The organism is Saccharothrix longispora, from assembly GCF_031455225.1.
In the GTDB taxonomy this organism is placed as follows: Bacteria; Actinomycetota; Actinomycetes; order Mycobacteriales; family Pseudonocardiaceae; genus Actinosynnema; species Actinosynnema longispora.
The window spans coordinates 2,268,802-2,285,256 of record NZ_JAVDSG010000001.1 but is presented as its reverse complement, the minus strand read 5'-3'; the positions used below and the strand labels follow the sequence as shown (position 1 = coordinate 2,285,256).

The 16,455-nt window shown below is 72.2% G+C and carries 2 protein-coding genes (1 of these 2 only partly in view); both read right to left on the bottom strand.

Annotation, left to right across the window (positions count from 1 at the left end; translation table 11 throughout):
• Positions 1-90 precede the first annotated feature (90 nt).
• Complete coding sequence (locus J2S66_RS09200) at positions 91-1,365, bottom strand: YrhB domain-containing protein (RefSeq protein ID WP_310306209.1); 1,275 nt, start codon at positions 1,363-1,365, stop codon at positions 91-93.
• A 54-nt stretch (positions 1,366-1,419) separates the two neighbouring features.
• Positions 1,420-16,455, bottom strand: partial view of a WXG100-like domain-containing protein gene (locus J2S66_RS09195; protein WP_310306206.1) — the final stretch only. Its footprint extends 18,213 nt past the window's final position; 15,036 of the gene's 33,249 nt are visible here — the last part of the coding sequence; its start codon lies beyond the right edge, outside the window; the stop codon is at positions 1,420-1,422.

Genomic DNA, 16,455 nt, shown 5'->3' with positions numbered 1-16,455 from the left:
CTGACCTGCGAAAATGGGTTCGCCCCACGCGGGACGCGGTGTGCGTCACACCCTCGGGAGCCTGTCCGCGGCCTCGTGGGGCGCGGGCCGTCACCGGTAGTGGACGACGTGCAGGGTGGTGGTGTCGTCGTCGGGTGGCGTGAAGGGGGCGGTGGTGGTGGCGTCGGCGAGTTGGAGGCCGCCTTTGGCGCGGCGGGCGTTGAGCAGGTGGCCGACGGTTTCGCGGCCGCGGGGGTCGTGGCGGCGGATCCAGATCACGGCGGCGGTGCCGATCGCGCGGGTGGTGAGGTCGGTCAGTACGTCATCCCACCGGGTGTGGGTGGTGATGTCGGTGACCTCGCCCAGGCGGGCGAGGGTGGGGGTGAACCAGGCGGCGGGGCCGGGGGCGGGGGGTGCGGGCAGGGCCGTCTCGCCGGCGTCCCAGCGGGACAGCCACGTCCACGGGTCGGCGTTGGGCAGGGCGAAGGGGGTGCGGGCGGGGTCCTTGGGCACGACCAGGGCCGCGTCGAGCATCTGGTCGCGGGGGTCGCCCGAGGAGCGGAAGGCGCGGGTGGTGCAGGCGAACAGCCAGCCCCTGGACAGCTCGTCCTGCGGGGACGGGTCCACCAGGACCACCTCGTCGCCGTAGACCCCCGCCAGGTGCCGCTCGGCCGCGCGGACGGCGTCGGCGAAGTCCCATTCGGGCAGGACCGGTCGGGGTCGGTGGAAGCGGGCCAGGACGAGGCCGGCGACGGTGGCGGTCTCCAGGTCGGCGAGGGTGCCGCGCAGGGGGTCCAGCACGGCGACCTCGCCGTTGTCGTTGTGGGCGTAGAGCAGGTGGCCGGTGGCCTCCACGCCGGCCAGTTCCCGTCGCACCCAGATCACGCCCCTGGTGTCGGGTCCGCCGGCGCGCACCGCCTCGATCACCTCGGGCCAGGTCGCGCAGGTCGCGACCTGCGCCTGCGGGAAGTGCGCGGTGTGCAGCCGTTCCCACCAGCCGGGTCGTTCGTCGGCGGGGTGCCAGGGCAGTGCGGAGGCGGGGGCGTGGTCGACGGCGGCGTCCAGGGCGATGACGCAGTTGCGCGCGTTGACGCGCCTGGTCCAGTCGGCCTCGGCCGGCGCGTGCCGGTCCGCCGCGTGCCGGTCCGCCGCGTCCTCGTCCAGGCCCAGGTCGTCGAAGGGGCGGTCGTTGGGCAGCGGGTAGGGGGCCTCGCCGGTCGTCGGCACGGCGATCGTGGCGGCCAGCAGCGGGTCCCGGCTCTCGCGGAAGCGGCAGCCGAACACCGCGACCCGTGACGTCTCCAGCAGGGGGTGCCTGCTGGACTTCACCGTGCCGCCGTAGACCCGGTCGAGCCACTGGTCGGCAGTGTCCCGTGCTTGCGTCACGCGCACCTCATCGGTTCCGGATGTCTGCTGCTCTGGTCGGGGTGGTGGAGGACGCTACGGGACCGGGCCGGCCGTCGGGGTCGTGGCGGTGGTGGGCGGCGGGGCCGGCTGCGGCAGGTCCGGCAGCGGGATGAACTGGATCCTGACCGCACGGTTCAGCACCGCCGGGCGATGATTCTGCGAGTCGAAGAACGTGACTTCACCGCGGTCGTTCCAGGCGTTGACGACGTGCCCGATGCCGTCGGAACGGGTGATGCCGACGCTGACGTGCCTGCCCGGCTGCGCGGCGAGGTGGTCGACCACCTCGTGGTAGTTCGCGACGATCCGGGACGTCGCCCCGAAGGTGGACTCGAGGAGGGCGATCGAATCCGGTGCGGGCAGCGGCGGCGCCGCGACCGGGCGGCCGTGCAGCGTCTCGTGGGTGGCGATCACGCAGTACAGGCAGTTCACGTCGTGGCCGGGGACGTTGTTCTCGAAGTTCACCCGGTTCACGTTCGACAGGCCGGGATAGGCCGTGCTCGCCCACGTGGCCGCGGCGTTGTCGTCGGCGAACGCCGCGGCGTGCTTCGTGCCCGGCGGCAGCCACCTGGCCAGCTCGGCCGCGTGCTCGGCGTCGTGCCGGGCGTTGAGCCGGCTTTCCTCGACCCTGCGCTCATCGGCGTGGAGGGCGTCCAGCTCCGCGTCGGCCTGCTGCCGCTCCTGCTCCTGCCTGGCCTCGAGGTCCTGCTCCGCCTTGAGGCGCTCGGCGTCCTGCGCGGTCTTGAGCTGCTGGGCGGCCTGCTGCCGCTCGGTGAGCTGCCACTGGTCGAGCTGCTCCTCGAAGCTCCTGCGCTCGTCAGCCATCCAGGTGGTGAGCTCCTGCTCGACCCGCTGCCGCTCGGCGGCATGCTCGGCGTCGAGCTGCTGCTCGACGGTGCGCTGGAAGGCCGCCTGGTCGTCCATCAGCTGCTGCCAGACCTGGTTCGGGTCGAACGACCCGGGCGCGACGGCGAGCCGCTGCCGGATCTGCGCCTCCACGAGATCGCGCTCACGGGCCTGCTCCGTCAAGACCTGCTCAGCGACCTGCCGCCGGCGCTCCTGTCGATCGGCCGCCCGCTCGGCGCGGACGCGGTTGTACTCCGCTTGGAGCCGGACGACCACCGCGTTGCGCCCTTCGAACCGGTCCTTCAGCTGCCGGGCGCGAAGTTCCTCTTCGGCTTTGAGCCGCTGGTCGTCGAGTCTCGCGGCCAAAGCGGCACGACCGGCGTCGCGCTCGGCCTGGTGCTTCGCCTCCAGCGCCATCGCCCGGGCCTGCCTCGCGGCCTCCTGACGGGCCACGACCGCGTTGCTCTCCATGAGCCACTCGGACCGGTGGAGCGAGGTCAGGGCAGCGGCGGCGGCGTCACGCCGGGCGATGGTGTCGACCGTGCCCGTGCTCGGCGTCGGCGAGTTCGGGGTGGGCGAACCGAAGGCACCGGGCACGCCGAAGGCGCCTGTCGCCGTGGCCGCCGACGCGCCGAAGGTCTGCACGACGTGCGGGGTGTAGGTGCTCCGGCCGTTCGGGCCCTGGACCGCGTCCACCTCGATCGGGGCGACCGCGGGCAGGTCCGTGCCGAACGGCGTGTAGGTCGTCGGCGGACCGGACGGGTGGTGCACCACGATCGGCGTCCGGAGCTGCGTCGCGAGCGCCTGGGCGGCGATGTGGTCGGCGTTCGCCGCGCTCTCGGCGTCGGCCCTCACCTGCGCGGGGTCCGGCACGTCGGGCAGCGGACCCGTCTCCACCGGTCCACCGTCCGGGTGAACGTCGGGACCCGTCATCACGTCGCGCCACACCGCGCCGGGGACCTGCCTCATGGTGAACGGGTCGAACTCCGGGTTCGCCCCCGGCTGCACGACCGAGTTGACGAGGTCGCCGTTGGTGGTCGGGTGGTCCGTGATGAAGTCCGCGAGCTGCCGGCGGATCTCGATCTCGGCCTCTGCCTGCGCCTTGGCGTCACCTCTGAGCTTGCCCGTCTCGGCGCTCAGGGACGACACGTAGCCGGTCACGTCGAGGCGCAGCGACGCCGGGTCGATTCCCCGCGCCCAGCCCACCGCGGCGTACAGGCCGTTCGGGGCGGGCGGGAGCGTCGAGGGCAGGTTCGCGATGTTGTTCATCGCGCCGAACCTGCGCTGCATCGACGCTTCCGGCCCGGACATCGCGGTGTTGACGCCCGCGACGGTCTTGACCAACCGACTGCTCTGGTCGAGACCCGCCATCACGCCCGGGTGACCGGGCACCGGCGTCGACATCGCCGAGTCCACCTTGCGGCTGGGGCCGGCACCCAGGTCCTTCGCGACCTTGGCGACCTCCGTGAACCGGGGCGCGGTCGACGGCTGGGGCGGCAGTCCGCTCGGACCGCCGGGTGCTGTCCGCACGGGGTTCGGGTTCGGATCGGCCACGAGGTTCACGGGGTCTCGGTTGACGCCGGCGAGCTTCGGGAACTTGTCCCGGAAGCCGCCGAGGCTCGTACCGCCCTTGTCGCTCTTCGTGTTGAAGAAGCGGTCCGCCACACCGCCCAGCGCGGCGTGCGACTGGGGGACCGAGCCCAGCTCGGCGTAACCGAGCGCGATGCGCGTCAGGTCCGTCTCGATCGCGGCGCCCTTGAAGTCCGAGATGAACGCCCGGGTCCGGATCGGGTGGCTGTAGTTCTGGGCGTCGACCGCCAGCTGCGAGAGCTGGAAGTCCATCCGATCGGCCGCGTCGATCCCGCCGTCCGCGGTGGCGTCGGCCATCCTCCGGTCGTGGATGGCGCCGAGCTCGTTGGCGAAGAAGTTGTTCAGCGCCTTGCCGAGCATCGAGAACTCCGCGCCGCCGTTGCCGAACCGCACGGTCGGGTCGACCAGCGGCGCGACCCCGTCGAAGAACAGGTTCGGCTCGGGCGTGTACGGCAGCATCGGGCTGGTCTTGGCCTGCTCGACGCGGGCGTCCATGTCCTGCGTGATCTTCCGGGCGAAATCCCTCTTGAACTTCTCGGCGTCGGCGAGCTTCTCCGCGATCTTCTCCAGCTTGGCGATCCTGGCCGCGTCGGGCTTGCCGGAGGCCCGGAGCTTGGCGATCTGGTTGACGCGCTTGGCCTCCGTGTCCTGGACCAGGGTGTCGAGGTCGGGCGTCCGGTAGCCGCCGCTGAACATCAGCGGGCGGGCCGGCGGGAGGCCGTCGGGGCCCTTCATGCTGTCCACGACGTGGTTGAAGATGTGCCGACCCGACGGCACGTCGCGCGAGCCCAGGTCGAAGTCCTGCACCGCGATGTACGGGTGGCTCCCGTTGTTCGCCATCGCCGAGATCGCGAACTTGTTCGGCGTGCTGTCCAGCGTCTCGTTGCGCATCGTGCCGTACGGCAGGTTGCCGCTGGACGGCATGTCCCAGGTGAAGCCGGTCAGCGCCACCGGCACGTCGATGCCCGCGAGCACCGGTTCCAGCTCGGCCAGCTTCGCCTCGACCGCCGCCCGCGCGTTCGGGTCCAGGTCGCCCCGGGTGTTCACGCCGATCACGAACGCCACCCTGCCGTCGAGGCCCTCCGCGCCCGCCGTGATCCGGTCGACCACGTTCCGCAGGGACTCCGCGTCGATGTCGCTGACCGGCACGATCGCGTTGACGACGAAGCCGACCGGCCTGTCGTTCTCGACGTTCGCCTCCAGGTCCGCCAGGTAGCCGCCCGGCGTCGGAAGGTGGACCGGCCTGCCGTTCGCGAGGTTCCCGAAGGCCTCGTTGAACCTGGTCGTCGCATCGTTCCCGAGGTCGACGACCAGGCTGCTCGCATCGCCGTCGGTCACCCCGGTGCCGGCCGCCGGGGGCAGCGGGCTGTTGACGTCGTCGTCCCACGTCACCCCCGCCACCGGGTCGACGTCCAGGCTCGCCCCGCCGGTCGCCCCGCCGGTCGCCCCGTCGGGCGTGCCGTCGGCGCGCGGGCGCTTCGCCCTGTCCTCGGCGCCGGTGTCCCGGGTGCCCTCCGGACCGCTGTCGCCTTCGTCGTCGCGCTTGCGCTTGTCGCCGGCCAGGACGACCGAGTCCGCCGTCCGCTCCGGCGCCTCGCCTTCGCCGAGCACCCGGAACTGGCCCGACTCGAACAGCTGGACCTTCGTCGGGTACGCCTCCACCGGACCGGTGCGCCCCAACTCCGCGTTGATCCTCTGGAGCGCCCCCAGCCGGCCCACCTCGCAGCTGAGGAACGTCAGCGTCCACGAGGGGTCGGTCAGCGCCGCCACCACCCGCAGGAAATCCTGCTCGGGCAGCACCAGTTCCCCACCCGAGGTGCGCGGCAGGTGGAAGCCCCGGCTGTCGTGGTGCGCCACCACGAAGAACCGCCGCGCGCCGGTGCCCAGGACCGGGAAGTACCGGGTCGCGCCGTTGGCGAACGCCCGGACCGCGATCCCCGCCTCATCACCAGCCAGGAACGCCGCACCGACCTCCCCACTCCTGTCGTGCAGCTTCACGACACCCACCTCGGTGAACGACGCCCCGGCGGGCGGCGCGTCGGGCTGATCCGGGGTTTCGACGGGCGCGGGCGCCTCGTGGTACCGGCTGCCGTCCTCGATCGACCGCACCCCCGTCCGGGGGTCCTGCTTCACGAGGCGATCGGCCACCCACAGCGTCACCGGGACCCGGTCGGCGCGTTCGAACGCCCGTCGGAGGCGACGGGCCGCCTCCGTGCCCTCCGGACCGCCGAGGACACCCAGCGTCGTCACCTTGTGCTCACCGGGCGGGTGCGGCGCGGAGGTGTAGATCCGGTTGCCGGTCAGGACCCGGCCCGCGTCGTCGGGCCGGAGCCGCACCACGTCCCCCTCGTACGCGAGGTCGTAGCTGGTGCGCGCACGCACCAGCACGCGGTCGCCGTCACCGGTCGCGGTGATGAACCAGGGCGGCACGGGTCCGGCGGACCACCCGTGGGGGAGGTCGACGAGCTCGACGACCTCCGTGTGCGAATCGGTGTCGAGCGGCACCTCACCGGTGTAGTGGGTCACCTTCGACTCCACCTCGCTGCGCCGCGCGGCGGCCATGAGGATCGCCTCGTGCGATTCGACGGGGAGGATCTGCCCTTCGAGGAGGCCGGTCACCGGGTGCACCAGGGGGAAGGTCATCACGTCGTCGGGCCCGGGCGTCAAGCGGTGGAACACCCGGAACGCGCCGCCGCGCACACCTCCGACGCGGTCCGGGCCGAAGTCCGCCGGGCCGTCGAACCACAGCACGTCGCGGAAGTAGCCCTCGCGCGCCATCCCCTCGGCGAATTCGTCCACTCCGACCGGCCCGTCGCCGAACGTGGCGAACAACAACGGCAGGTCCGGGTCGGTGCCCGCCACATCGCGCAGACCGGTGCTCTCGGCGAGGGCTCGGGCGAGGGCGAGGGCGGACAGGGGCTCGACCTCGCCGTCCGAGCGGGAGACGAGGTAGCCCGAGCCCGAACGGGTGCCGAGCAGCATCGGTGGCTGCTCCCCCGAAGGCCACTCCCGCTCCCCCGGCGTGACGGCGGCGTCACCCAGCAGCCGCGCCACGCTTTCCGGAGTGGAGTGCCAAGCCCACGCCGCGGCCCGGGCGACGTGGTCGTCGTCACCCGGTGCGCGCGCCACCAGGGCGACGACCCGGCCGTCCTTCGCGGTCAGCTCGGTCAGTTCGACGTCACGGGAGCGCAACCGCGAGACCGACCGGAACGAGTGCCGTCCGTTCCTGGTGACCAGCGCGTAGACGTCGCGGAAGTGGTGCTCCGCGTGCAGGGCGGAGGCGAAGTCGAAGCCGACGCCACCCGCTCGAACCCGCGTGCCCACGTCCTCGCCGATCAGCACCACGGGGCGGTCCGAGTCGGCTTCCAGGGTGTCGGCGAAGTCGTTGTCCAGCAGGAACAGCGAGCCGGTCTCCTCACCGCCGAGGTGCACGGCGCCGCCGTCCAGGTCGACCCCGACGTGGCGCTCGGCGGAGTCCAGGATCACCAGGACCGGGTCCAGGCCGTTCCAGCGGCGATCGCGCCGCCGACCTTCCCGGATGTCGCGGACGACGTCTTCCAGCGCCTGGGCGAGCGGGCGCGGTCCCCGCAGGCGGAACTCGCGGTCGCCCTCCTTGGCGATCAGGCCCTCGATCGGCAGGCCGGGGCCCCGGAGGAAGCCCCCACCCGCGGGCAGCACGACGGGGAGGTGGGCGTCGTCGAGCACCCGTCCCGCGAACTGCAGTGCGGGTCGGTACCCCTCCACCTCGTGCAGGAGCCGCAGCAGTTCCCGGTTCAGGTCGCCTGCCGCCTCGTCCCCGAGGGTGACGAGCACCAGCGGTCTGCGCACCGGGCCCGCTGCCGCGAGGGCGGAGAAGCCGAGCGCCGTCAACAGGCGCAGCACCTGCCGGGCACCCAGCTCGCGCACCCGGTCGTCGTGCAGGCGGATGACGTACCGCCCCTCCTCGCTCTCCAGGTGCAGCGTGAACGGCCGGGCGCGGTCGCCGACCGTGCTCGTCGCCCACGGCGCCGTGACCACGCGGCGAACGGTCCGGCCCCTGACTGCGACACCCATGAGGTGCTCGGTCCCGGGACCGAGCCGCGCCGTGGTCTCGCGCAGCGACCGGTACCGGCGGTCGTCGGCGAGCAGGGCCATCCCCCGCGTCCCTCCGACGCCGTCCTCCAAGAGCTGCCACCGCACGTCCGAGGGGCGCAGCGGTGACACGTCCACGAACCGGGCCGCGTCCAGGTTCACCCGCACGGCGTACGGGGGGTCCAGCAGCGGCCTGGTGTTGACCTCGACCCGACGGAGGGGGCCGTCACCGCGCAGCGCCTCGGCGAACCGCTCGGCCGCCGCCACGTGCGACCCGCGCCAGTCCGACCGCTCGACCACGAGCACCACGCGCGCGGCGGTGTCCTCGGTCTTGAGCCGGCCGAGGACCTCGGCGGCCAGGACCTCGGGGGTGGCCCACCTGTCGTGGATGAAGAACATCTCGCCGGCGAAGTGCGCGTACACGTGCACCGCCGCCGTCGCCGGCATCACCGCGTTCAGCTGGTTCCAGCGCGTCACATCGGCCGTGAGCCAGGCCGGGGAGGGGAACATGATGCCGGGGCGTTCGCCGCCCAGCACCACCGAGTCCCCGGTCGGCGCGGCGGGCTCACCCTGGACCAACCGCCGGAAGCCGCCCGAACCGGTCAGTTCGACCCGATCGGGAAAGACCTCCACGCCACCCCGGTGGCCGTACAGCTCCGCCCAGTGCCGCAGCGGCGCCGCGTCGGCCACCTCGCAACTGAGGAGGGTCAGCGTCGACCCCGGGGGCACCACGCCGGTGGTGACCAGCAGCAGCACGAAGGCGCGCTCGTCCAGCGCGACCTCCCCGCCGTCCCGCAGGGGCACGTGGTACCCGGCGGCGTCGTGGTGCGCGGCGACGTGGAAGCGGCGGGAGCCGTCCCCCGTGGCGCCGACCCGCTCCGCGGCGCCGTGGGCGAACGCCCTCCGCGCGACGTCCGCCTCCCGCTCCGGGAGGAACGCGACACCGATGCGGTCGCCCCGGCGGTCCACCAGGTCGACGAGGGCCACGTCCCGGAGGCTCGGCGCGGGCCGCTCGTCCTGCGTGGCGCGGTCGCGCACCGCGAGCGACGCCGCCTCGGCGGCACGCCGCGCGAGTTCGACCTCCCGTACCGCGGAGGAGTGGGCGTCCTCGGCCTCGTGCCGCCGCGCGGTGGCGGCGGCGACGGCCTCGGCCAGGGCATCGACGTCGGCACGCCGACGAGCCGCGGTCTCCCGGTGGAGCTGCGACTCCTGCGCCAGCACCGACCGGATCGACGCCTCGTCCGCTTCCGCCAGCGCGTGTCCGGTGTCCCGCACCTGCCGCTCGGCCGAGGCGGAGCGTTCGCGCGCGGCGGTGAGCCGGGAGTCCAGGTCCGAGAGCGCGTCCCGGGCCCGGGTCAGCTCGTGGGCGGCGGCACGCTCCGCGTTCAGGGCGAGGCGCTCGGTCTCCGCGTGGGCCTCGAAGACCCTCCGGACCTGCTCCAGGTCCGAGGCGGCTTGGTCGTGGTGTCGCACGGCGTCGGCCGGCGCGGTGGCGGTCGGGGCGTGCGGGCCGGCGAAGCCGTCCTCGGGTCGCGACTCCGACGAGCGCCCGTTCACGACACCGTCGGCGTCGGCGATCCGGCGGGGGAATGCGGACGGGGTGTCACCCGAGAGGTTCGACGCGTCGAGGAGGCCGAGGTCGAGCGCGATCCGGCGGGCCAGGAACTCCGGCCCGCGACCGTCACCTCCGGTGAAGGAGTCGACCATCAACCCCGTCGCGACCACCTGCCGGAACTTCTGCTGCACCTCATCCGCCTGGTCGTCCCGCACCACCGGCGACGTCCTGGTGTTGCCGGTCACGGACCCCACGATGCCGTCCGCCCGCACCACCGCGGAGGCGAACGACCTGTCAGCCGATTCCAGTGCGGCACGCAACGGCGGAAGTCCCTCGGCCACCTCGGCCAACGACTCGACGGTCCACGGCCTCTGCCCCACCTCGACACCGCGGTCGAACAACTCCTGAAGCCGATCACGAATCGGCTCCCGACCGGTCGCCCGCCGAACCGTCAGGACCACAGCGGCATCCTTCAGCACCGACCGGGGCACACCCGCGTTCATGGTCCGGAAGTCCAGGACCGCCCACACCCGCCGCAGATCCTGCGTCGCGTCCACCGCCGCGCCGGTCAGCAACCACGCCCGGGCCGCCGAGGCCTCCTCCGGAGACGACTCCGGCAGCGCGAACTCCCGCGAACCCAGGTACAGCGCCGTCTGGTGCGTCATGATCTCGGCGGCCAGGTACGGGCTGTCCGCCACGGCGTTCGAGGGCACCAAGTGCGGGACGTCCGTCCGGATGCCGGTCAGCAGGTCGTCGGTGACGTCCTCGACGAGGTGGCGGATCTCCTCCGCGTCCGACTCCCCCCGTCCCACCTCTTGGTCCGCGTCCCCATCCACCTGGTTCCACCACGCGTCCGGTGCGAACACGCCGGACCTCACGATGCTCCAGGCCCGGTCGAACGCGGCGTTCGCCAACCCGGCGGCGAACACCTCGACCACGTCCTCCCGCACCCCGTCCGCCCCACCCGCGGACCCCAGGAACTCCCGCACCCGAACCCGCGCGACTTCCTGAACCCCCTGCGGCACATCACCCGAGGCGGCGACAGCACGATCGGCCGTCGCCACCACCCCCTCCGAACCGACCGGCGACACCGGCAAGCGGTACGCCGACAGCCGTCGCCCACCGCCATCGACGTCACCATCGACGAGGGCCATGCGGTTCACCAGACCCGTCGCGATGACCGTGACGAAGTGCGACGGGTCCCGGGACAAGCTCGTCCCGGCCATGCCCGACCTGATGAAGGAGTTCGCCCACGAGGTCGCGACCTCGGTGATCATCGCTCCGACGACCACGGCCAGGTCCTCGGCCACGCCCGGCGGGACGGGGCTGTAGGAGGTCCGGAACGCCACCACGGCTTGCGCCCGCCGGTGCACCGACTCCCAGTTCCGGTGGTCGACGAACCCGGTCCTCAACCCGATGCGGTGCTGCCTCAAGCCCTCCGCGTCCCAGATCCTCGCCGAGGCTCGACGAATCGCCCTCCTGCGGCCGGCCATGCGGTTCGCGATCTCCCGGACCGACGACACCACGGTCGTCGGGTCCCGGCCCTCGACCAGCGCCTCGGCGGTGAGGTCCACGAGCTGCGCCCACACCTCCGCACCCACCACGCCGGCCGAGCCACCGGCCTCCCCCACCACCTGGGGAGCCCGCAGGTAGACGATCTCCTGGAGCGACGGTGGCATGGCGAACACCCGCTTGCGGGCATCCAGCGCCCGCCTCCTCAACAGGTCCAACGTCCGGCTGACGTCCTCCCCGAACCAGTCGTGGTCCAGCAAGCCCATTCCACTACCAGGGGAAAGCGGTTCTCCGCCGTCCGAATCCGAATCCGAGGTCGAATCCGAATCAGAGTCCGAGGTCGAATCCGAATCAGAGTCCGAGGTCGAATCCGAGTCCGAATCTGAGTCCGAGGTCGAGTCCGAATCCGAGTCCGAATCCGAGTCCGAATCCGAGTCCGAGGTCGAGTCCGAGTCCGAGGTCGAGGTCGAGGTCGAGGTCGAGGTCGAGGTCGAGGTCGAGTCCACGTTCAGAAGAGGACCCGAGTCCGAATTCGAATCCGAGTCCGAATCCGAGGTCAAGTCCTCCGGCGTCCCGAATCGCAGCAGTTGTTGGGTGAGGTTGTCGATCTGCCACAGGTGACGTGGCCGGACGATACCCTTGCCGAGGTGGTCCTCGGTCGAAGAACCCCCATCGGCAGGGCGATGCGGCCGCAGCACGAAGTCGGCGCTGCCGCGCACGTGATCCGGCCGGTCCGGAGATTCGTCGGGAACACCCAGGAGCGTGCCGACCTTGCTGAGGAAGTAGCGGAAGTCATCGACCTGGTCGTACATGGAGCCGGAGGTGTGCCGGGAGTTGTCGAAGTGGGCGTTCGACCAACTGGTGAATTCCACGGTGACGTGGAACTGCTCGCCGCCCGGGAGTCGGTATCCCCGGTTGAACACCTCGTCCATCCTCGCCAGTGCGCGGCCCAGCAGCGCTTCCGGTGGCCGCTTGTGGAACTTGAGGACGAACTCCCGGACCTGAACGCCGTCCACCTCGAATTCCCGCAGGTCGTAGGCGATGGAAGCTCGCGGCCCGGCCGGCACGAACCGGCGCGAGGTGATCGTGCTGGTGCGGAGGGCTTGGAAGTGCTCACCGCGCACGGTGCCCAGCAGCGGGGCGTCCCCGCCGACCTCCCGGATGCGATCCGGTGACACCGGGTCACGCGGCTCGAACCACTCCGCGCTGGGTGCCTGGCTGTGCCGCCACGACGGGTCGCCCAGGATCGCCCACCGCGCCGCCCGGGCCGTCAACCGCTCCCTCGGTTCCGCCACCAGCCACTCCGCCGGTCCCACCGGTGGCAGCGTGGCCAACGCGTAACTCATCGGCTGCGGTCGAAGGGTCCAGTCCACGAAGACTTCCACCCGCCCCGCCGCACCCTCCTCGTTCACCACCTCGACGAAGACGTCCCTGTTGTGGAAGACGGCGGCCACCCGGGACGCGGCCAGTCCCCTGAGCAGCACACGAGCCGGCTGGTGCCCCCACAGCGAGCGCTGCTGCTGCGCGGCCTCCAGCTTCGCGGCGAACCTCGACACCGCCCCCGGCAATGACCCCGGGGTGTCGTCGCGAATGAGGAAGACACGCTCCCGGACGAAGTTGTCCGGCGTCGAGGTCTCCGGGGAACTCGGAAAACGGAGGTTCGCGACGTCGACGAGTCCCAGGTCGAGCGCGATCCGGTAGGCCAGGAACTCCGGCTCGCGAACGTGCCTGCCGACCAGTGCGTGGACGACGGCCTCGGCCGCGACCACCGTGGTGAAGGACTCCAGCACCTCCTCGGCGATGCCGGCGGGCAGCATCGACGACGTCCTGTTCCCCCCGATCGTGGACAGGACGGTGCTGCGCGCCCGTTGCCGGGCCGCGGACACCAACCGGCGGTCCACCACCCTCCCCAAGAGCTCCTGCGCGGGCTCGACGCTCTCCTCCAGGCCCTGGGGGGTCCACCGTGCTGTCCCGACACCGATGCCGAGGTCGAACAGCTCGCGACGGGGCAGCTCGGCCTCCGCCTCCAACTCGCGCACCGCCTGCGGGGCGAGCCTGGGCCTGATCATCTCCGACATGAAGATCGCGGCGAAGTCCTTGTCCCGAGTGGGGGACGCGCCGAGGCGGGCCGTGCGGAAGCGGACGACGTCATCCGCGGCCCCGTACAGGGGAAGCGCCTGCTGCGGGTCGAAACTGGTCACCAGGCGCAGTGCCGTTATCGACTCACTGTTGCGCACGACGGACGGCGTCGACTTCCAGTCTCCCAACTGGAGCGCCAACCGGTGCGCCTCGACCTCGACATCCCGGTCCGCACCACCGGCCGGAACCCGGATCACCAACCTGGCGACGACGACCCTCTCCAGGCTCTCCGCCACGTCGCCCGGCAACCCCCCGGCGGGAACGCCGGACTCGACGAGGAGCCGCGCACGCCGCAACGCGGCCTGCACCAACTCCGCCGCAACCGCCTCGACGACGTCCTCCCGCACCGTGCCGGGGACCGCGTCCGAACCGACGGCGGTCCGCACGACGAAGGCCCGCGCACGCCGCCCCGCGGTCTGCGCCAGCTTCGCGACCGTCTCCTTCGCGCCCTTCGGCACGTCCTCGGGGTCGATCGACGGCACCTCGGACCGCACGTCGAAGCGCAGCGGGTGCACCAAGAACCCCGCCCCGCCACCGGGATGGGTCAAAGCGATCCGGCCGACCAGTGCGGCGGCGAGCGGCAGGACCAGGTCCTCCGCCGGCTGCGAAGGCAGGTTCTCCGGCCCGACACCCGAGGCGACGATGCGCCCGGCCCGCTCGGACGCGTTCCTCCACAACCCGTGCGCGAACACCTCGACCGCCGACTCGGCGAACGAGTGGTCGAGCACGCTGTACGACGACCTCGTCTCCACGATCGTCCGCGCCCGGCGCACCGCGGCACGCCAAGTGCGGGGCTCCACGGCACCGGACCTGGCCACCTCGCGCGCCCGAGCGGCCTTGCGGCGCAGGCGTTCGGGCGTCCACGTCCTCCGCGTCCCGCTCCGCTGCGGTGTCGTGCCGGCGAGCAGCGTCCTCGTGACCCGCCGGAGTGCCGACACCGCCGTGTCCAGGTTTCCGTACTCGGTCAGCGCCGCGGCGGCGAGGTCCACCAGGTCCGACCACACCGCCACACCCAACTCCTCGGCGGAACCGCCGGCAGTCTCGACCACCCAGGGAGCCCGCAGGTACACGACCTGCTGCAGGAACCGCGAATCGCCGAACAGCCGCCCCCGCGCGGCTTCCGCCTGCCGCGTCACCACCTCGTGCGTCCACTCGGTGGACTCGTCGGACAGCACGACCTCCAGCGGCCCGTACAGCGCGTAGGCCGGCGGCTCGCGTCCGTCCTCGTCGTTCACCGGACCGGGGTCCGCGGGTGCGGGGAGGACCGGGGCATACGGACTGGCGAAGCCGTCCTCCCGCTCCACCGGCCCCGTCCCGACCGACTGGGTACCGCGCTGCAGCAGGACGTTCATCCGCCGGTCGATCAGGACCAGGTCCTCGGGCCGCAACTCCGACGAACGCCCGTTCATCACACCGTCGACCGCGCTGACCCGACGCGGGAACACTGACGCGACAGCACGAGGCTCGATGTCGTCGTCCAACCCCAGCACGTGCCCGACCTCGTGCGCCAACACCTCCGGGCCGGCATCGGCCCGCCACGTGACCTGGTCCGTACGCCACGACGAAGGCGAGACGCGCACGTGCGCGTCCTGCTCATCGGTGAACTCCACCGTGACGTGGAACTGCTCACCACCCGGCAACCGGTACCCCTGGTTGAACACCTCACCCACACCCCGCAGGGCGTTGGCGGCCACACGTGCGCGCTCACCGGGGGTGAACCCCTCGGCCGGGAACACCCCGACGGGGAGGAACACCCCGACGGTGAAGTCACGCACCCGCACACCGTCGACCTCGAACTCCCGCACGTCATAGGCGATCAAGGTCTGCACACCCGAGAGCCTGCTCCCGTGGTGCGCCACCACGCTCGTGCCCGACACGTGGAAACGCTCACCGCGCACCGTGCCCACCACCGGCGCCGACCTCCGCACCTCCCGGATACGCGCCGAGGACACCGGATCGCGCGGCGCGAACCAGTCCGCGCCGACGGCTTGGCCCTGTCGCCATGACGGGTCGTCCAGGATCACCCACCGCGCCGCCCGGGCGGCCAACCGCTCCCGCGGCTCCGCCACCAGCCACTCCGCCGGTCCCGCCGGCGGCAGCGTGGCCAACGCGTAACTCATCGGCTGCGGTCGAAGGGACCAGTCCACCAGGACTTCCACCTGGTCCCAGGACCCCCACTCGTCCTGCTCCACCTCGACGCCGGGCACGCCACTTTCCTCGAAGACGTCGACCACCCGGGGCGCGGCCAGGCCGGTGACCCGCACGCGAGCCGGCTGGTAACCCCGCTGCAGGCGCTCCTGCTGCGCGGCTCCCACCTCGTCGACGAACCTCGACAGCTCCTGCGCCTGCTGCTCCGGCAGTGGCTCCAGGTCACCGCCGCGGATGGGGAAGACCGCCTCCCTGACGGAGCTCTCCGGCCCCGAGGTCTCCGGGGACCGGGGACGCCGGGAGTCCACGGCACCGACGAGGCCGAGGTCGAGCGCGATCCGGTAGGCCAGGAACTCCGGTTCGCGAACGCGCACGCCGACCAGGGCGCGGACGGCGATCTCGGCCGCGACGACCGTGGTGAAGCGCTCCAGCACCTGCATGGTGGTATCCGCGGGCACCACCTCTGACGTCCTGTTCCCACCGATCGTGGACAGGACGATGCTGCGCGCCCGTTGCTGAGCCGCGGATGCCAACCGACGGTCCACCCTGTCCAGGAGGTCCTGCGCGGACTCGTCGCTCTTGTGCAGACCCCGGGGGGTCCACGGTGCCGTCCCCACACCGATGCCGAAGTCGAACAGCTCACGACGGAGCGGTTCGACACGCGTCCCCGGTTCCCGCGGCACCCGCGGGGCGAACCGGGTCCTGACCATTCCTGACAGGAAGACCTTGCCGAAGTCCCTGTCCCGAGTGCTGGAGGCGGGGAGGCGGGCGGCACGGAAATCGACGATGGCACGCGCATCGCCGTACAGGAGAGGCGCCTGCACCAGGCTGGGGTCCTGGATCAATTTCAGCACCGCTGCGGATTCGCGGTCGCGCAGGAAGGGCGTCGACTTCCAGTCGCCCAACTGGAGCGCCAACCGGTGCGCCTCGACCTCGACATCCCGATCCACACCCTCGGCCGGAACCCGGGTCAACAACCTTGCGACGACGACCCTCTCCAGGCTCTGCGCCGCATCACCCAATTCCTCCCCGGGAACACCGGACGCGACCACGCGCCGCGCACGCTGCCACGCGACCTGCACCAACTCCGCCGCCACCGCCTCGACGACGTCCTCCCGCACCACACCGGAACCCACGTCCGAACCGGCGGCGGCCCGAACCCGGAGCAGCGCCTGCCGCCGCTTGCCCAACGTCGAGACGTAGAACGCCCG